This is a genomic window from Ralstonia mojiangensis, from assembly GCF_023955645.1.
Taxonomy (GTDB): Bacteria; Pseudomonadota; Gammaproteobacteria; order Burkholderiales; family Burkholderiaceae; genus Ralstonia; species Ralstonia mojiangensis.
In genome coordinates this window covers 450,123-466,494 of sequence record NZ_JAMXHU010000002.1, presented here as the reverse complement: position 1 = coordinate 466,494, position 16,372 = coordinate 450,123, and the positions used below count along the sequence as shown (strand labels likewise).

At 65.9% G+C, this 16,372-nt stretch carries 19 protein-coding genes; 8 read left to right on the top strand and 11 right to left on the bottom strand.

The features are described 5' to 3' along the window. The first annotated feature begins 76 nt into the window (after positions 1–76). Together NG898_RS08965 and NG898_RS08960 are read left to right on the top strand one after the other, a co-directional pair. A complete protein-coding gene (locus NG898_RS08965; RefSeq protein WP_252691990.1) occupies positions 77–349 on the top strand; it encodes a DUF1145 domain-containing protein in 273 nt (90 codons plus the stop codon). 108 nt (positions 350–457) lie between these two features. Continuing rightward, positions 458–1,360 carry a patatin-like phospholipase family protein gene (locus NG898_RS08960; RefSeq protein WP_252691989.1) on the top strand — a complete coding sequence of 301 codons (903 nt, stop codon included), beginning with the start codon at positions 458–460 and terminating at the stop codon, positions 1,358–1,360. A 23-nt stretch (positions 1,361–1,383) separates the two neighbouring features. On the opposite strand, the gene NG898_RS08955 is transcribed toward NG898_RS08960, so the two are convergent. Together NG898_RS08955 and NG898_RS08950 are read right to left on the bottom strand one after the other, a co-directional pair. Beyond that, on the bottom strand, positions 1,384–3,180 hold the full coding sequence (locus NG898_RS08955; protein ID WP_252691988.1) for a thiamine pyrophosphate-requiring protein: 1,797 nt from the start codon (positions 3,178–3,180) through the stop codon (positions 1,384–1,386). Positions 3,181–3,210: 30 nt separating this feature from the next. Beyond that, entirely contained in the window at positions 3,211–3,687 is a 477-nt protein-coding gene (locus tag NG898_RS08950) for a hemerythrin domain-containing protein (protein WP_252691987.1), read from the bottom strand. A gap of 199 nt (positions 3,688–3,886) precedes the next feature. Here NG898_RS08950 and NG898_RS08945 point away from each other — a divergent pair, with 199 nt between their 5' ends. Continuing rightward, positions 3,887–4,357 (top strand): PRC-barrel domain-containing protein, encoded by a 471-nt coding sequence (locus tag NG898_RS08945; protein ID WP_252691986.1) that lies wholly within the window; start codon positions 3,887–3,889, stop codon positions 4,355–4,357. A gap of 61 nt (positions 4,358–4,418) precedes the next feature. Continuing rightward, positions 4,419–4,619 (top strand): hypothetical protein, encoded by a 201-nt coding sequence (locus tag NG898_RS08940; protein WP_252691985.1) that lies wholly within the window; start codon positions 4,419–4,421, stop codon positions 4,617–4,619. Between the two features lie 72 nt (positions 4,620–4,691). Here NG898_RS08940 and NG898_RS08935 read toward each other — a convergent pair whose 3' ends face one another. Next, positions 4,692–5,045 (bottom strand): glyoxalase superfamily protein, encoded by a 354-nt coding sequence (locus NG898_RS08935; protein ID WP_252691984.1) that lies wholly within the window; start codon positions 5,043–5,045, stop codon positions 4,692–4,694. 126 nt (positions 5,046–5,171) lie between these two features. Here NG898_RS08935 and NG898_RS08930 point away from each other — a divergent pair, with 126 nt between their 5' ends. Genes NG898_RS08930 through NG898_RS08915 form a run of 4 tightly spaced genes read left to right on the top strand, consistent with a single transcriptional unit; the run spans position 5,172 to position 7,573 of the window. Next, positions 5,172–6,380 carry an aminotransferase-like domain-containing protein gene (locus NG898_RS08930; RefSeq protein ID WP_252691983.1) on the top strand — a complete coding sequence of 403 codons (1,209 nt, stop codon included), beginning with the start codon at positions 5,172–5,174 and terminating at the stop codon, positions 6,378–6,380. 19 nt (positions 6,381–6,399) lie between these two features. After that, a complete protein-coding gene (locus NG898_RS08925; RefSeq protein ID WP_252691982.1) occupies positions 6,400–6,906 on the top strand; it encodes a helix-turn-helix domain-containing protein in 507 nt (168 codons plus the stop codon). Then, positions 6,906–7,322 (top strand): VOC family protein, encoded by a 417-nt coding sequence (locus tag NG898_RS08920; protein ID WP_252691981.1) that lies wholly within the window; start codon positions 6,906–6,908, stop codon positions 7,320–7,322. Before NG898_RS08925 ends, NG898_RS08920 begins: the two co-directional genes overlap by 1 nt. Beyond that, complete coding sequence (locus NG898_RS08915; protein ID WP_045204994.1) at positions 7,319–7,573, top strand: hypothetical protein; 255 nt, start codon at positions 7,319–7,321, stop codon at positions 7,571–7,573. The genes NG898_RS08920 and NG898_RS08915 overlap by 4 nt, the downstream gene beginning before the upstream one ends. A gap of 349 nt (positions 7,574–7,922) precedes the next feature. Here the strand turns inward: NG898_RS08915 and NG898_RS08910 are convergent, their stop codons facing one another. The 8 genes from NG898_RS08910 to NG898_RS08875 all read right to left on the bottom strand — a co-directional run bounded on the left by NG898_RS08910 (position 7,923) and on the right by NG898_RS08875 (position 16,118). After that, complete coding sequence (locus NG898_RS08910; RefSeq protein ID WP_252691980.1) at positions 7,923–9,119, bottom strand: MFS transporter; 1,197 nt, start codon at positions 9,117–9,119, stop codon at positions 7,923–7,925. A 73-nt stretch (positions 9,120–9,192) separates the two neighbouring features. Then, the gene (locus tag NG898_RS08905) at positions 9,193–9,900 is read right to left on the bottom strand and encodes a glutathione binding-like protein (RefSeq protein ID WP_252692503.1); all 708 of its coding nucleotides are present in this window, start codon (positions 9,898–9,900) and stop codon (positions 9,193–9,195) included. Between the two features lie 94 nt (positions 9,901–9,994). Then, the gene (locus NG898_RS08900; RefSeq protein WP_252691979.1) at positions 9,995–11,188 is read right to left on the bottom strand and encodes a low temperature requirement protein A; all 1,194 of its coding nucleotides are present in this window, start codon (positions 11,186–11,188) and stop codon (positions 9,995–9,997) included. Between the two features lie 33 nt (positions 11,189–11,221). After that, entirely contained in the window at positions 11,222–11,869 is a 648-nt protein-coding gene (locus tag NG898_RS08895; protein ID WP_252691978.1) for a LysE family translocator, read from the bottom strand. Between the two features lie 636 nt (positions 11,870–12,505). After that, positions 12,506–13,486: a DMT family transporter gene (locus NG898_RS08890; protein WP_252691977.1), complete on the bottom strand. Its 981-nt coding sequence runs from the start codon at positions 13,484–13,486 to the stop codon at positions 12,506–12,508. A gap of 107 nt (positions 13,487–13,593) precedes the next feature. Then, a complete protein-coding gene (locus NG898_RS08885) occupies positions 13,594–14,316 on the bottom strand; it encodes an AraC family transcriptional regulator (protein WP_252691976.1) in 723 nt (240 codons plus the stop codon). A gap of 164 nt (positions 14,317–14,480) precedes the next feature. Next, positions 14,481–14,837, bottom strand: coding sequence for a DUF427 domain-containing protein (locus NG898_RS08880; protein ID WP_252691975.1), 357 nt, complete (start codon positions 14,835–14,837; stop codon positions 14,481–14,483). Between the two features lie 78 nt (positions 14,838–14,915). Further along, positions 14,916–16,118, bottom strand: coding sequence for an ammonium transporter (locus tag NG898_RS08875; RefSeq protein WP_252691974.1), 1,203 nt, complete (start codon positions 16,116–16,118; stop codon positions 14,916–14,918). Positions 16,119–16,372 lie beyond the last annotated feature (254 nt).

Genomic DNA, 16,372 nt, shown 5'->3' with positions numbered 1-16,372 from the left:
GTTTCAAGCGGCTGGCGTGATCGGGGTGGCCGGTATGCTGCATGGCAACTCATTCACCGACTCTTTGGAGACCTGCATGTTCACTGTCCTCAGCAAGCTCGTCCTGCTCGCCGTGTATGGCCTCGCGCTGGCCAGCTATGCCACGCCGCTGCCGCTGTCCGCCGATGCCATCGGCTGGGTGCGCGTCGCGGCCTTGGTGTTGCTGGCGGCGCATGCGTTGGAGGTGGTGTTCTGCTTCCGGAAGGTGTCGCTGCACAAGGGCCCGTTGCTCGACAGCGTGTTGCTGACGTTGCTGTTCGGCTTTCTGCACTGGAAGCCGATGGCAGACGCTGCGCGGCAAGCTCGCTGATCGGCGCCAATCGACCTGACTAGCCGCAACGGCGGGGCAGACCTACTCTAGTTCCAGTCGTCCCTTGATTGACCAGTTGGGACTCCTTGCTGCAACGCGGCATTGATCATGGACAGAGTGGAACGAACGGCGTTTGTCTTTGCCGGCGGCGGCAGTCTTGGCGCCATCGAGGCCGGCATGCTGCGCGAGCTGGTGGCCTCCGGCGTGGTCCCGGACATGGTGGTGGGTGCCTCGGCGGGTGCCATCAACGCAGCCTTTTTTGCGTGCAACCCGCACGCGGCGGGCACAGCCCAGCTAGAGGCGCTATGGCGCGGTGTGCGGCGCGCCGACGTGATGCCGTGGTCCTGGCGGGCGATGTTCAGCATGCTGGGGCTCCTGGGTGGACAACGGGAGCACCTGGTCGATGCATCTGGCCTGCAGCGCCTGCTGACGAGGCATTTCGCGCAGACCCTGCTGGAGGCGGCCACGCTGCCACTGCACGTTGTGGCCACCGACATGCGCACGGGCGCCGAGGTGGTGCTGTCCTCCGGCGCCATCGTGCCAGCCGTGCTCGCCAGCGCCGCCATTCCGGGCGTGTTTCCGCCGGTGCGCATTGGTGATCGCCTGTTGATCGACGGGGGCGTCGCCAACAACACGCCCGTCTCCGCGGCCATCCGGCTGGGCGCCACACGTGTCGTCGTATTGCCCGCGGGGTTTGCCTGTGCCGACCGTCGCGCTCCGCGCAGCGCCATCGAGCACGCGTTGGATGCCTTGTCACTGCTGGTTGCGCGTCAGCTTGTGCAAGACCTGGAACGCTGGGCAGGGCAGGTGCCGATTGCCGTGGTGCCACCGCTGTGCCCGCTCGACGTCTCGCCCTACGACTACGCCCGCTGCGGTGAGCTCATCGACCGTGCCGCTGCCGCCACTGCGGCATGGCTGGCAGCCGATGGGCTGGCGGGCACCGGAATCCCGGGCGCGCTGCGTGAGCACCATCACGACGCGACCCACGCCGCTTGCAGTGCTGAGGTTTAGCTCTACGGCGTGGTGCCCACAGCTCACTCCTTCTCCTTATGCACCGGAAACAGCGCCGACAGCACCTGCCGCGCTGTCCCGCGCAGCACACCGCTGGCGTCCGGGTCGCCGTACGCCAGGGCCGTCGCAAAGTTGCGCGCCTGCTGCAGCGTGACGTGCGGCGGCAGCGGTGGCACATCGGGGTCGGTCTTCACTTCGAGCACCACGGGGCGGTCTGCGTCGAGCGCTTCGTCCCAGGCGCCGGCCAGATGGTCGGGGCTGTCGACGTAAATGCCTTTCAGGCCGATCAACTCGGCAAAGCGGTGATACGGCACGTCAGGGATGTCCTGTGACGCCGGGAACTTCGGGTCGCCTTCCATCACGCGCTGCTCCCAGGTGACTTCGTTCAGATCCTGGTTGTTGAGCACCATGCAGATCCACTTCGGAGACTTCCACCGCTTCCAGTATTTCGACACGGTGATGAGTTCGGCCATGTTGTTCATCTGCATGGCGCCGTCGCCCACGAGTGCGATGACAGGGCGATCGGGGTACGCAAACTTGGCGGCAATCGCGTACGGCACGGCGGCGCCCATCGAGGCCAGCCCGCCCGAGAGCGAGCCCATCATGCCGGGCTTGAACTTGAGATCGCGCGCATACCAGTTGGCGCAGGTGCCGGAATCGCTGGTGACGATCACGTTGTCCGGCAGCTTGGGTGACAACTCCCACAGCACGCGCTGAGGGTTGACGGGGTAGGCCGGTTGCAGCGCGCGGTCTTCCAGCGTCTTCCACCAGCTTTCATTCCAGCGGGCAATGCGTTCAGGCCAATAGCGATCGGTCTTGCGCTGGAGCAGCGGCAGCAGTGCTCGCAGCGTCTGTGCGCTGTCGCCCACGAGGTTGACTTCCATCGGATACCGCAGCCCCAGCATGCCGGGGTCCAGATCGATCTGCACGCCGCGCGCCTGGCCTTCCTTGGGGAGAAATTCTGCGTAGGGGAAGCCGGAGCCGACCATCAACAGCGTGTCGCAATGGTTCATCAGCTCCCAGCTCGGCTCGGTGCCGAGCAGGCCGATGGCGCCGGTCACATAGGGCAATTCGTCGGGCAACACGGCCTTGCCGAGCAGCGCCTTGGCAACGCCCGCGCCCAGCGTTTCCGCCACGGCTGCCACTTCTGCGCTGGCCCCGAGGGCACCTGCGCCGACAAGCATCGCCACCCGGCGGCCGCTGTTAAGGATGTCCGCCGCGCGCTCCAGGTCGGCGGCTTGCGGGATCACGCTCGGCGCGCTGTAGCCCACGCCCGAGTGCACCGTGCCGTGCGCACGCGGCGGTTCGGTGTAGGGCATTTCCTGCAGATCGTTCGGCAGCACGAGCGCCGTCACCCGGCGTTGCCCGATGGCGATGCGCACCGCGCGATCCAGCAGATGCCGCACCTGCGCCGGCATGCTGGCCTGGTGGACAAACGCGCCGGCCACGTCGCGGAACATCGCCGCCAGATCGACCTCCTGCTGGTAATGCCCCCCGACTGCCGTGCGCGCCTGCTGCCCGGTAATCGCCAGCACCGGCATGTGGTCGAGCCGCGCGTCGTACAGCCCCGTGATGAGGTGCGTGGCACCCGGCCCGGACGTTGCCATGCACACGCCCAGCTCACCGGTGAACTTGGCGTGTGCAGAGGCCATGAAGGCGGCCATTTCTTCATGCCGCACCTGCACGAACTCGATCTTGCCGCCGGCCCGCTGCAGTGCACCGAACATGCCGTTGATGCCGTCCCCGGGATAGCCAAAGATGCGCCGCACACCCCAGTCATACAGGCGTGCGACGAGGAAATCGCAGACGGTGGATTGCATGGTCTTGGTCCGGTATCAGGTGGTGTGTCGTCAGCTGGCGGTCTCAGCCAGGAGCGCTTCCTTGCGCGCGGTCATGGGTTCCTGCAGCGGTGTCAGGTCGATGTGCTGACGGACGAGCTTGGGAAAGAGTTCGGTCTCTTCCTCTTCCACGTGGTGCGAGACGTACTCGGCCAGTACGGTGAACTTGGCCGCGAACAGGTCGTCGCCCGCGTGCATGCCGCTCAACTGCTTGATCAGGTCCTTCGCGGTGGCGTGCTCCACCACGGCTTCGTCGACGAGGTCCTTGAACGCTTCGCCGCCGTTGTCGCGCACGAACGGGTAGAACACCTCTTCTTCAAGCTGCGTGTGCACGGTCAACTTTTCACATGCTTCGCGCACGATTTGCTCGCAGGCCGCTTTGTCTTTCTCTTGCTGGAACGTCTTGAAGAGTTTTTTCACCTCGCGGTGATCGTCCAGCAGCATCGACAGCACGGCGCGTTGCGCCACAGGGATTTCAGCCTTGTTCATGGGGCTCTCCGGTAAGGGGTTCTTGTTTGAATCCGCCAAACCGTCGAGCAAGCGCCATGCCGCACGCGCGCCTTTGCGGGCGACGTGCCGCAGGCAAGCTTCGTGCTGACACAGGTGATTGCGTGCGACAGACGCCGCGCAGATGCGTGGCCGCCGCACATCATCCTGAACGTCAACTGATTGATGGGAGGTAACTGCTATGCAAACCACGACAACCGGCACCACGCTGGGCACCGGCACTGGCACCGGTGTAGGAACCACCGCGGGTGTACGCATGCGCATCATTGGGCGTGCCGATACCGATTCGGCCGGCCCGGGCCCGGAGCTGATGGCCGCCGATACGCTGGAGGGCGATCGCGTCGTCAATCTCAATGGAGAAGACCTCGGCAAGATCACCGACATCATGCTCGACGTGCAGCGCGGCCGGATCGCCTATGCGGTGATGTCGGTGGGCGGCTTCCTCGGTATTGGCGACAAGCTCTTTGCCGTGCCGTGGAGCGCCATGTCACTGGACGTTGACCGCAAGTGCTTCGTGCTCGACGCCAACAAGGATCGCCTTGAAGCGGCTCCGGGTTTCGACAAGGACAGCTGGCCCACGATGGCCGACCCAACGTGGGCCCAGTCCGTGCATGAGTTCTACGGCTCGCGTCCGTACTGGGAAGAGTACTGAGCGCGGCCGGGCACGCCATTCGCTTGCGTGTCGTCAGCCACGCTTGAAACAGGAGGGCGCCATGGAGAAGGGCAAGAAAGAGAAGCATCCGCACGCAGGAAAGCGTGAGGAACTGGTGGAAAAGGCCGTGGAAGACACGTTCCCGGCCAGTGATCCGCCCGCCACGGGCGGCATCACCCGCGTTGTCGACAAGGACAAGGACAAGGACAAGAACGCGAACGCACACCAGGACAAGCGCACCCACAACGGCAATCACCGGTAGCTGTTAGCCGGCATTGCCGCGCCCGCATCGCCCATTCGGCATGCGGGCGTTTTTGTTCTGCCGCCCGTGTTGTCAACGGTGCGCCAGGATGCTGACCACGTTGCCGAACGGATCGCGCACGTAAAAGCGCCGCACGCCCCAGGGCTCGTCAACAAGCGGGTAGACGATTTCCAGGCCCAGCGATACGGCCCGCGCATGCACCGCATCCACATCGTCCACTTCCACTGACAGCGCCGGCACCGGCGTACCGTTTCCGCCTTCGCTGGCAATGCTGACCTGCGGTGTCATCGTCTGGGCCGTATCGGCAAAGGTGATGATCCAGCCGTGGTCCATCACCACTTCCAGATCGAGCAGTTCGGCATAAAACGCGCGGGCGCTTGCCGGGTCGGCGGCATGCAGGTTGGGGACGATGCGTCGGACGGCCATGCAGGGGCTCCTTTTTACCGATTCGGTGGCGGAATTCTAGTCACGGCTGTGACGCTGTGTTGGCATGCGCACGGGGCGCACATCACGTAAAGTGGCGGGCACTCGAACTACAGAGACACGCACGCCATGGAATTCCTGCAATCGCTGCTGGCACCCCGCCTGCAAAACGTTGAAACCTCCGCCATCCGTGAGCTGTTCAAGGTGCTCGGCAAGCCGGGCCTGATCTCGTTTGCCGGCGGCTTTCCTGATTCGGCCCTGTTTGACGTGGAAGGCCTGAAAGCCGCGGCCGACAGCGCGCTCACCACCGACGCCGCCCGCGCGCTGCAATATGGCGCCACCGAGGGCTTCGAGCCGCTGCGCGAGGCCATCGTCACGCTGATGAAGGCACGCGGCGCCAACGTCGCCAACACCGACATCCTCGTCACCACCGGTTCGCAGCAGGGGCTGGATCTGCTGGGCAAGGTGCTGATCGGCGAAGGCGATACGGTGCTGACTGAAGCCCCCACCTTCCTGGCGGCCATTCAAGCGTTCAAGCTGTACGGCGCCAAGGTGGCCGGCGTGCCGACGGACGGCGACGGCCTGGATGTCGACGCGCTGGAAAAGGTGCTTTCGACCGCGCGCCCCAAATTCCTCTACGTGATTCCCAACTTCGGCAACCCGAGCGGCGCGCTGATGAGCCTGGAGCGCCGCAAGCGCCTGCTGGACGTGGCGGTGCGCCACAACCTGCTGATCGTGGAAGACGATCCTTATGGCGATCTGTATTTCGATGCACCCCCGCCGCCCTCGCTGTACGCACTGTCGCAGCAGACCGACGGCGCACAGGGGCGTGTGATCTACCTCGGCAGCCTGTCGAAGGTGATGGCGCCGGGCCTGCGCGTGGGCTGGATGATCGCCTCCCAGCCGGTGCTGGGCAACGCGGTGATGGTCAAGCAGTTTGCCGATGCGCACACCTCCACGTTTGCGCAGGCCACGGCCGCCGCCTACCTGCGCAGCAATCGGCTGGACACCGTGCTGCCGCGCACCCGTGCCGCCTATGCCGAGCGTGCCCACGCCATGGCCAACGGCCTGCGTGCGCTGCTGCCTGAAACCGAACTGACCTTCAACCGCCCGCGCGGCGGCATGTTCCTGTGGTGCGCCTTGCCGGGCCGCAATGCCGGCGATGTGGCCAAGGTGGCCATCGAGCGCGGTGTGGCCTTCGTGCCGGGTGCGGCGTTCTACCCGGTCGACCCGGATCGCTCGACGCTGCGTCTGTCGTACGCCACCTCGTCGCTGGCACAGGTGGAAGAGGGCGTGCGCAAGCTCGCACACGCCATCGGCGAGTTCAAGCTCGGCTGACCCTCGGGCGCAGGCCGCGGTGGCAACGGCACACACCGACGCGCAGCAAGACCCCGCGCTGCTGCGCCGCCTGCTTCGCGCCAAAGACCGCATGGACGCCGCCTCGCACGAGGCGTGGCCCGTCAAGCGGCTGGCCGAAGTGAGCGGTGTGTCAGCGGCGCATTTTGCGCGCTCGTTCAAGCAGGCCTTTGGCATTCCGCCGCACCGCTACCTGCTCACGCGCCGCATCGAGCAGGCCACCACCCTGCTGCGCGACACCGACCTGCCCATCATCGAAATCGCCTACGCCACGGGCTGGGAGAGCCTGGGCACCTTCGGCCGCATCTTCCGCGACATCACCGGGCAGAGCCCGAGCGCGCTGCGCCGCCACGCCCAGGCCACCGCGCCACAGCAGCAACTTGATCGCGTGCCCGCTTGTGTGCTGAAAGCGGCGCAGCGACCCGACCTTGTCACAGCAGTTTCGGAGAAGCGCCGCCAGCTGGCGGACGGTACAAATCCGTCACCTACCAACAACAAGGAGCGGTGATGAGCCAAGGGATCAATGTCGTCGGGCTGTATGTGGATGACCAGGACGCGGCGCTGGCGTTCTATGTCGACAAGCTGGGGTTTCGCGTGCACACCGATGTGCGCAACGGCCCGTACCGGTGGCTGACGGTGCAGCATCCGGAGCAGTCGTCGTTTCAGCTCGGCCTGTTCCAGCCCGGCCCGCCCATTCACGACGAGGCCACCGCGCAGACGCTGCGCGCCATGGTTGCCAAGGGCGCGATGCCGCCGCTGGTGCTGACCGTTGCCGATTGCCGGGCGGCCTACGCACAACTGCGCGAGCGCGGCGTCGAGTTCACGCAGGAGCCGGTCGAACGCTTCGGCAGTGTCGATGCTGGCTTTCGTGACCCGGCCGGCAACGGCTGGAAGATGATCCAGGCCGCTGGGGGTGCAAAGTGAGCGCCCGCAACGCAATCCGCCAGTTCCATCGCTGGGTGTCGATGGCCTTCACGCTCACGGTCATCGCCAACTTTGTCGCCATGGGTGTGGGCAAGGGCGCCCAGCCGCCTGCGTGGATCACCTACGCGCCGCTGCTGCCGCTGGCGTTGCTGCTGTTCACGGGGCTTTATATGTTTGCGCTGCCGTACCTGGATCGGCGCGGCGGGCGACGTTCGACCGACGACCGGAACGCGCCCACTGCGGCGGTCTGAGCGCGGCGCGTGAGGCTCTGAGGCTCGATTGCCGGGCTCAGACAGTCGAGCGTGAGTGTCCGAGGCTGGTGCACCAGGCTCAACGCTCGGAACGTGACAGTTCGAGGTCGAAAAAATCGGGCTCAGAGGGCCGAGCGCGAGGGGTCTGAGGCCGGACGCCGAGCCTCTGAGGCTCAAGCGTCAACCTCGAAGCCCGGAGCGCGAGTGTTTGAGGTCGAAAATCTCGAGCTCAAAGCGTGGAACACGAGGGTTTGAGGGTCAAGCGCCGAGGTCCAGGCTCGGAACGCGAGGGTCTGACGTCCGATCGCCGGGTTCAGAACCCGGCGCGTCGCGTTCCGCGCTTCGGCTTTCAGTGGGCGACCGACGTGGCTGCAGGTTCATCAGCCGGCGCTGCCTCATGCCGGCCGCCCATCCGCCACAGCACCACCGCCACCACATGGCACGCGGCGGCGGCCCAGCCCAGCATGCCCGGCCCGCCATGGGCCAGCGCCAGTGCGCCAACGCTCGACCCCAGCGCAATCCCCACATACACCGCCGATGCATGCAGCGACAGCGTGATCGGCGACACATCGGGCGCGAGGCGGATCAGCCGCGTCGCTTGCGCCGGGCCGAAGCCCCAGCCGGCCATACCCCAGAGCACGACCGCGCCGATGGCGATGGCGCCGGCCACCGTGCCGTGCAGCACCTGCGCCGACAGCGACAGCACCGAGAACGCCAGCACGATGCCCGCGCTGCTGACCGCCAGCACGCGCGCCACGCCTGCGCGGTCGGTCATGTGGCCGCCCAGGCCTGTGCCCAGCGCCGCAAAGCTGCCGACCAGGAACAGCACGATGCCCACATGCTGCGGCGCGAACCCCAGCCCCTGCACAAAGAACGGTGCGACGTAGGTGTAGAACGTAAAGCCGCCTGCCGCCCACAACGCGGACACCGCCAGCGCACCCAGCATGCCGGGTCGGCGTGCCACGCTCAGGCGTTGCGCCAGCGTGGTCACGCTGTGCGGCAGCGCACGCGGCAAGCCGAAGGCTAGGCCCGCCGTGGCCAGCGCCGACAGCACACCGCATGCGATGAACGTCGAGCGCCAGTCGCCTTGCGCGGCAATCCACGCCCCCAGCGGCACGCCGAGCGCCACCGCCACCGTGCCGCCACCCGTGATGATGGCCAGCGCCGAACCGCTGCGCGAGGCCGGCACCAGCGAGGTCGCCACCGCATTGGCCGTCGGCAGGAACACGCCGGCCGCCAGCGCCAGCAGCACGCGTGCCGCCATCAACTGCCCAAAGCTGTGCGCGGTGGCCGCCAGCAGGTTGCCCGCCGCAAAGATGGCCAGTGCGCCGATCAGCACGCGGCGCCGGTCGACATTGCCCAGCAGCGTCGCCATCACGGGCGAGCCCACGGCGTACGTGACGGCAAACACGGTGACGAGCTGCCCCGCCGCCGGCACGCTCACGCCCAGGTCTGCGGCCAGGACCGGCAGCAGGCCGGCGATCATGAAACCTTCAGTGCCGATGGCGAACGCGCCCAGGCACAACCACCACAGCGATGCCGGCATGGTCGGCTCCTGTCAGAAGAGGAAAACGAAGAAGAAAGCGGAATGGAGGCGGAGCGCGGAGGCTCCGCGAGGATCAGCGCGCGGTGGAGCTGGCCGTCTGGCCCAACAGCACGTTGCGCTCGTCGTCGGAGATGTCTTCGCGGCGGCGCGAGTAGGCGCGCTCGACCCCGGCATAGGCGCGCTGCGTGGCACGGCGTGCGCCAACGGCTTCGAACCAACGCTGCAGATTCGGAAAGTCGTTCAAGTCCTGGCCGTGCCCGGCGTGCGGCACGATCCACGGATAGGCCGCGATGTCGGCGATCGTGTAGTCGTTGCCGGCAATGTAGGGGCGATCGGCCAGGCGGCGGTCGAGCACGCCGTACAGGCGGTTCGTTTCCTTGGTGTAGCGCTCGATGGCGTAGGGCACGCGCTCCGGTGCATACACGTTGAAGTGGCCGATCTGCCCGGCCATGGGGCCCAGGCCGCCCACCTGCCAGAACAGCCACTTGAGCACTTCCATGCGGCCGTGCAGGTCGGTGGGGATCAGTTGGCCGGTTTTCTCGGCCAGGTAAAGCAGCATGGCGCCCGATTCGAACAGCACCACCGGCTCAGTCCCCTCGGCCGGGTCGTGATCGACCATGGCCGGGATCTTGTTGTTGGGCGAGATGGCCAGGAACTCGGGCTTGAACTGGTGACCCCGGCTGATATCGACGGGGATGACGCGGTGCGGCAAGCCGGTTTCGGCAAAGAACAGCGCCATCTTCAGGCCGTTGGGCGTGGCGCAGTAGTAGAGGTCGATCATGGCGGGGCCCTCGTGTTCTGTCATGTTGGTTGACAGATTATGCGGGCGAGTGGCCTTTTGTAATGTCCAAAAACTGGAATTTTCAGGTAACCACTCAGTGGCTGCGCGCCTGTGCGGGCTCCGCCGTCTCGCAAGAGCGTGCGTACCATTCCCAGGCCGCGGTGCCGCACAGCACGCCCGTCGCCAGCGCCGATACGGCCAGCGCCGGAAGCTCAGCCGCTGGCAGCCATGCGCCGCCCAGCACCACCAGGCCGACCACATGTGCCGGGCGCAGCCGCCCGAAGATCGCCCACTTGAACAGCAGGTTGCCCAGCAGGTATAGCGCCGCACTGCCCAGCACCGCCAGCGTTGTCCCTTCATGGGCGTGGCCCACCGGATGCGCCAGCACAAATTCATCGGCCACCGCCCCGACGATGATGCCGGCCACCAGCACCACGTGGATGTAGGTGTAGGCCAGGCGTGCGAGCCGCCCCGGGTCGGCCGAATGCGAGATGGTGCGCGCACCGCGCTCGGCAATCGTGTCGAAGTACAGCCACCACATCGCCAGGCTGCCGATGAACGACATCGCCATCGCCGCGATGTTTTCTGCGTTCCAGTCGAGCCCGGCAAACGTGGAGCCCGTCACCAGCACCGACTCGCCCAGCGCGATGATGATGAACAGCGAGCAGCGCTCGGCCATGTGGCCGCCTTCCACGTTCCAGTCGTTGGTGGTGGAGCGGCCCAGCCCCGGCGTGTAGAAGCCCATCGATGGCCCGAGCCATTCGATGGTCAGCGCGATGATCCAGCAGGCCCAGCGCACGGAACCGTCCGACAGGCCGCCCGCGAGCCACAGCACGGCAGAGATGCCGAGCCACGTGGCGATGCGCTGGAAGTTGCGCCGCATGGGCAGCGACTCGCCGCGCACGGCCCACAGGAAGAACACCGTGCGCCCGAACTGCATGAACACATAGGCCAGCGCAAACGCCAGCCCGCGCGAGCCGAACGCCTGCGGCAGCGATGCCGAGAGCAGCAGCCCGCCCGTCATCAGCACGAGCATCAGCATGCGGATGGCGAGCTTGTCCGGATCGAGCCAGTTCGTCACCCACGACGTGAAGATCCACACCCACCACACCGCCAGCATCAGCAGCAGCGCCTGCGCGCCGCCTTGCAGCGTGAAGTTGCCGATCAGCAGGTGCGAGAGCTGCGTCACCGCAAACACGAATACCAGATCGAAGAACAGCTCGATGTTGGTGACGCGGTGGTGGCCGTGGGCCCCTTCGGGCGAGGGGCGGAGGTAACTGCGGGGCATCTGGTGTCCTCAGTGCGGCCTTGTGAACGGCGATCAGGCCGACTGCATGCCGAGCGTGAGCGTGCCTGCGCCCACCATCACCGCACCGCCCGTGTAGCCGAAGCGGCGCTGCGCGGCCACGCTCGTCAGGCGCTTGGCGAGCAGCTTGGCGGCCAGCGCGTACATCGACGCATTGGCCGCAGCCAGGATGACGAAGGTCGGCAGCAGGATCACGCTCTGCGAGAGGAAGGTCTGCTCGGCCGACATGAATTGCGGCACGAAGGCGACGAAGAAAACGATGCTCTTGGGGTTCAGCGCGGTGACCGTCCAGGCGGAGAGGAAGCGGCGGCCAGCGGACTTTTGCTGCACGGGGATGGGGGCCTCGGGCGCGTCCGCCTGTACGTCATCCTGCAGGCGACGGGCGCTGAGGATGGATTTGATGCCCAGATAGACGAGGTACGAACCACCAATGAGCTTGAGCGCCGTGAAGGCCGTGGCTGAAGCGGCGAGCAGTGCGCCCGCACCGGCAAGGGACACGGCCATGGCGGTCGTGTCGCCAGCGGCCACGCCGGCCACGGTGCTCCACGCCGAGCGGCCACGGTTGGCCAGCGAATCACCAATCACCAACAGGATGGTCGGACCCGGGATGAGCAGGATGATGATGCTGGCGCCGATGAAGGCCAGCCAGGTTTGGAGGGTCATGGGGCGGCTCGCTGTGTTGTTGGGGGGAGGGGGACACAGTTATCCATGAAAAATTTGGGGCGTCAAATGGGGAGGGGGTTTTTGTTTTTGGTTTTGATGTTGGTGGTGCATCCCTTGTTTCATCCCCTGCCGGGGCTGACTCACTTTCTTTGGTCTTGCCCAAAGAAAGTAAGCAAAGAAATGCGCGCCCGAGATGGCGAAAGACTCCTTCAATTTTCGTAACCGGGCGGAGGCGGGGAAAACTCGCTGCGCTCAAACAGTTCCCCGCCTTTTTTCCGCCCGCTTACAAAAATTGAAGGCGCCATCAAGGGCAGGAACGGCCAAACACTCGGTATGCCGGTGCCAACGAAAAAGCGAGCCTTGGTAGCTCGCTTCGTGTTCGACGGTTTGCTTTTCCCTTGCCCTAGATGGCGCCTTGGATTTGTGTTGCCGGGAGGATAAAGAGGGGAGGCCTGTCTGAGCGCAGCGAGTTTGCCTCCCCTCCCTCCCCGCGACACAAATCCAAGGGGAAGTCGCCATCTCGGGCGCGCCTTTCTTTTGCTTACTTTTCTTTGGCAAGACAAAGAAAAGTGAGTCGTGCCCGGCAGGGGACGAAAAGGGGATGGACCACCAAGTCCAAAACCAACCCCAAAAAACCTACCCGTGCCTCCGCGCCGCCAACCCCACCCCACTCACCAACAAAACCGCAGCCGCCACTTCAAGCCCATGAGGCAACCGAGCCTCATAGATAAACCCATACAAAAGCGCAAACACCGTCTCAAACACAATCAACTGCCCCGACAGCGTCAACGGCAACTTGCGGCTGGCCGCATTCCATAGGCTGTTCCCCAGCACCGACGCCCCCAGCGCCACGCCCATATTCACCAGCCAGAACATCCCCCACGCCGATGCGGGCTGGGCAGAAGCCGTCGCCATGCCGGGCAGCAAAAACGCCGGCACAGCGAGTGCCAGTGACAACACCCCAGTCGCAACGCCCGTCAACAGCGACCACTCCCGACTCGTGAACTGCGGCCGCGCACGCAGGTACCGCGCATTGCATACCGCATACACCGTCCAGCAGGCCAGCGCGCCCGCGGCCATCAAGAGCCCGATGAAATAGGTTCTGCCGCCCGCGTCCGAATGCACGTCGGGCGCATCGAGGTAAATGCACACCACACCCGCAACCGCCATCAGCAGCGGCAGGGCCAGCTGGCGCAACGGCAGGCTGCCGCGTTCGGCCGCGCCGGCCAGCGTGACCGTCACCGGCAACAGCCCGACGATGAGCGACACCGGTGCCACGCCAGCGCGCTGCACACCGCCCGCCACGCACAGGTAGTAAAGGATGTTGCCCGGCAGCGATAACAGCAGCAGCGCCGCCCAATCCCGCCGCGTCGTCTTGCGCCACAGCGTGTGCCACACGGGCAGCGCGAGCGCCAGCGACAACACGCCATACAACACATACCGCGCGGCCGACAGCGCCAGCGGCGAGAACTGCGGCAGCATCTTCGGCGCGACGAAGATGACGCCCCACAGCGCCCCGGCCGCGACGCCGTAGCCGATGCCCGTGAGCCGGTCACGCCGTATGTCGTGCGGACCGTGATGAAGATGCGTTGCAGTGGAGGTGTCGCCAACAGCCATGGAGCGCCTGTCCGAAGAGATCAATCGAACCGGCATTCTGCGCGTGCGCGTGTCGCGCGTCTTGGCGAAGACGGCTGCGCTTTGGCAAAAACGGAAATGGGTAAGGGCTAGCGGCGCACCGCTGCGGGCGTGATGCCGTGTGCGGCCTTGAGGTGGCGCGTGAGGGCGCTTTGGTCGTAGTAGCCGGTGCGCGCGGCAACTTCGGCGATGGGCAGGGCGGTGGTTTCCAGCAGCGTCAACGCATGGCGCAGCCGCACCTGGGCCAGATGCGCGTGCAGCGTGGTGCCGTATGCAGCACGGAACAGCGTGGCGAGGCGGCGCGCGCTCACACCGACTTCCGCAGCGAGTGCATCGACGGTGAGGGGCTCGGCGTAGCGGTGTTCGATGGCGTGCCATACGCGCTCGGCACGTGCGTCGGGGCGTGCGCGTATCTGCGCCGATTGATTGGCCGGATGCGCGGCCAGCGTCGCCAGCGCGAGTGACGACCACGCATTGGCCAGCACCGTGTCGACGATGGGCGCGTCTTGCAGCCAGGTCGTCAGCGCGCGCAGGCCCGGCGTGAGCGGAAAGAACACGCGATCGGCCAGGCCGCCGAGGCCGGGGGCGCCTACGTTTTGCCCGGGAATGTCGAACACGATGAAGCGGTTGGCATCCGTGGCTTCAAACGCATGCGTGGCGCCGGCCGGGATGAGCGCGGCGTGGTGCGTGTCGACGCGGCCGCCGCGGCCGTCCACGTCCATCTCCAGGATGCCGCGTGCGGGCATCACGACCTGCATGAAGTCGTGCGAGTGCGGAGGTGCGGCGAGGCCGTAAGTGCGGAAGTCCAGCATGGTGCCGCCGAGAATAGCACCGGCATCCGCCCAAAAAAATACCCGGCCACAGATCATGCTGCGCCGGGTCTCGGAACTTTCACGGAAAGAGGATCCGTGAGAAGAGGAACACGCATATCGTGCGCTGCGTGCATGACAGGGGCATGTCAGCCGCGCCTGCGCACTCATTCCTCCTGGATCCTCACCTTGTCCGGATAGAACGCGAGATAGCCCGCCACTTCACGCGCGACGGGCTTGGGCTGCTCGTACGTCCAGACGGCGTTGTCGACGCGCACATCGCCGGCCACGATCGTGTAGTACGAGGCATCGCCCTTGTACGGGCAATGCGTGTGATGCTGCGTGCGCTCCAGCAGATTCATCTGCACATCGTCGCGCGGGATGTACTGCACCGGCGGGTACGACGCCTCGCGCAGCGTGCGTGCCAGATGCGTGCTGGCGATGGTGAAGCCGTTGAGGGTCACCGTCACGCGGCGCGGGTTCGACTCCACGGTAATGGGGTGATTCGGATCGATATCGGGCATGCGGCACTCCTGCAGTTGGGCGAGGGAAGACGCTTTCACTGTAGCAAGCGCCGCGCGCGCCTTCTTTCGCCCCCCTGCTTACCAGTGCGTTTCCGATTCCGGCGTGGACGAGACGCGGTGGATCGCCAGGTCGGCGCCCATGAATTCGGCCTCGCGGTCCAACCGCAGCCCCACGAGCTTGCGCAGGGTGCCGTACACGACCGTGCCGCCGATCAGCGCGATGACAATGCCGCCCGCCGTGCCCGCCACCTGCGCCCAGAACGACACGCCGCCCAGGCCACCCAGCGCCTTCAGGCCGAAGATGCCGGCCGCGATGCCGCCCCACGCGCCACACAGGCCGTGCAGCGGCCATACGCCGAGCACGTCGTCGATGCGCCAGACGTTCTGCACGCGCGTGAACATCCAGACAAACAGCACGCCCGCAATGCCGCCGACGGCAAGCGCCCCCAGCGGGTGCATCACATCGGAGCCGGCGCACACGGCCACCAGGCCGGCCAGCGGGCCGTTGTACGAGAAGCCCGGGTCGTTCTTGCCCATCCACCACGCGGTGAGCGTGCCGCCCACCATGGCCATCAGCGAGTTGATGGCGACCAGGCCACTCATCTTGTCGAGCGTCTGCGCGCTCATCACGTTGAAGCCGAACCAGCCCACCGCCAGCACCCAGGCGCCGGCTGCCAGGAACGGGATGTTCGACGGCGGATGCGCGGCGATGCGGCCGTCGTCCTTGTAGCGGCCGTGGCGCGCACCCAGCAGCAGCACCGCCGGCAGCGCGATCCAGCCGCCCACCGCATGCACGACCACCGAGCCGGCAAAGTCGTGGAACTCCGCACCTGTCACGCTCTGCAGCCAGTGCTGGATGCCGAAGCGCTGGTTCCAGGCGATGCCCTCGAAGAACGGGTAGACGAAGCCCACCAGCACGAAGGTCGCCGCCAGTTGCGGCTCAAAGCGCGAGCGTTCGGCAATGCCGCCCGAGATGATGGCCGGGATGGCCGCCGCGAAGGTCAGCAGGAAGAAGAACTTCACCAGCTCATAGCCGTTCTGCTGGGCCAGCACGTCGGCGCCGGTAAAGAAATTGACCCCGTACGCGATCGAATAGCCGATGAAGAAGTACGCGATGGTCGACACGGCAAAGTCGACCAGGATCTTGACCAGCGCATTGACCTGGTTCTTCTTGCGGACGGTGCCCAGCTCAAGGAACGCGAAGCCGGCATGCATGGCCAGCACCATGATCGCGCCCAGCAGGATGAAGAGCGCGTCGCCCCCGGTTTTGATGGAGTTCATTGCGGTTGTCGTGCGGGTTGAGGATCGGCGCCATCCGGGTGCAGTGTTTGCCCACAAATGACGCAAAAAGCGCCGACAGATGCAAAAGTTGTTCCAACCGTGTGCAAAAAGGTGACATGGCGCACCATGGCCGTGCGCGCGCCGTCGTTCTCGAGCGCCGGCTTTGGGTTGGCCCGAAATCGGTGCGCGATTGCTTTGAAATGGTGCGGCCGAGGCGGTTGATGCGCCTTAGTGGTGCGTCTGGACGCGGAAGG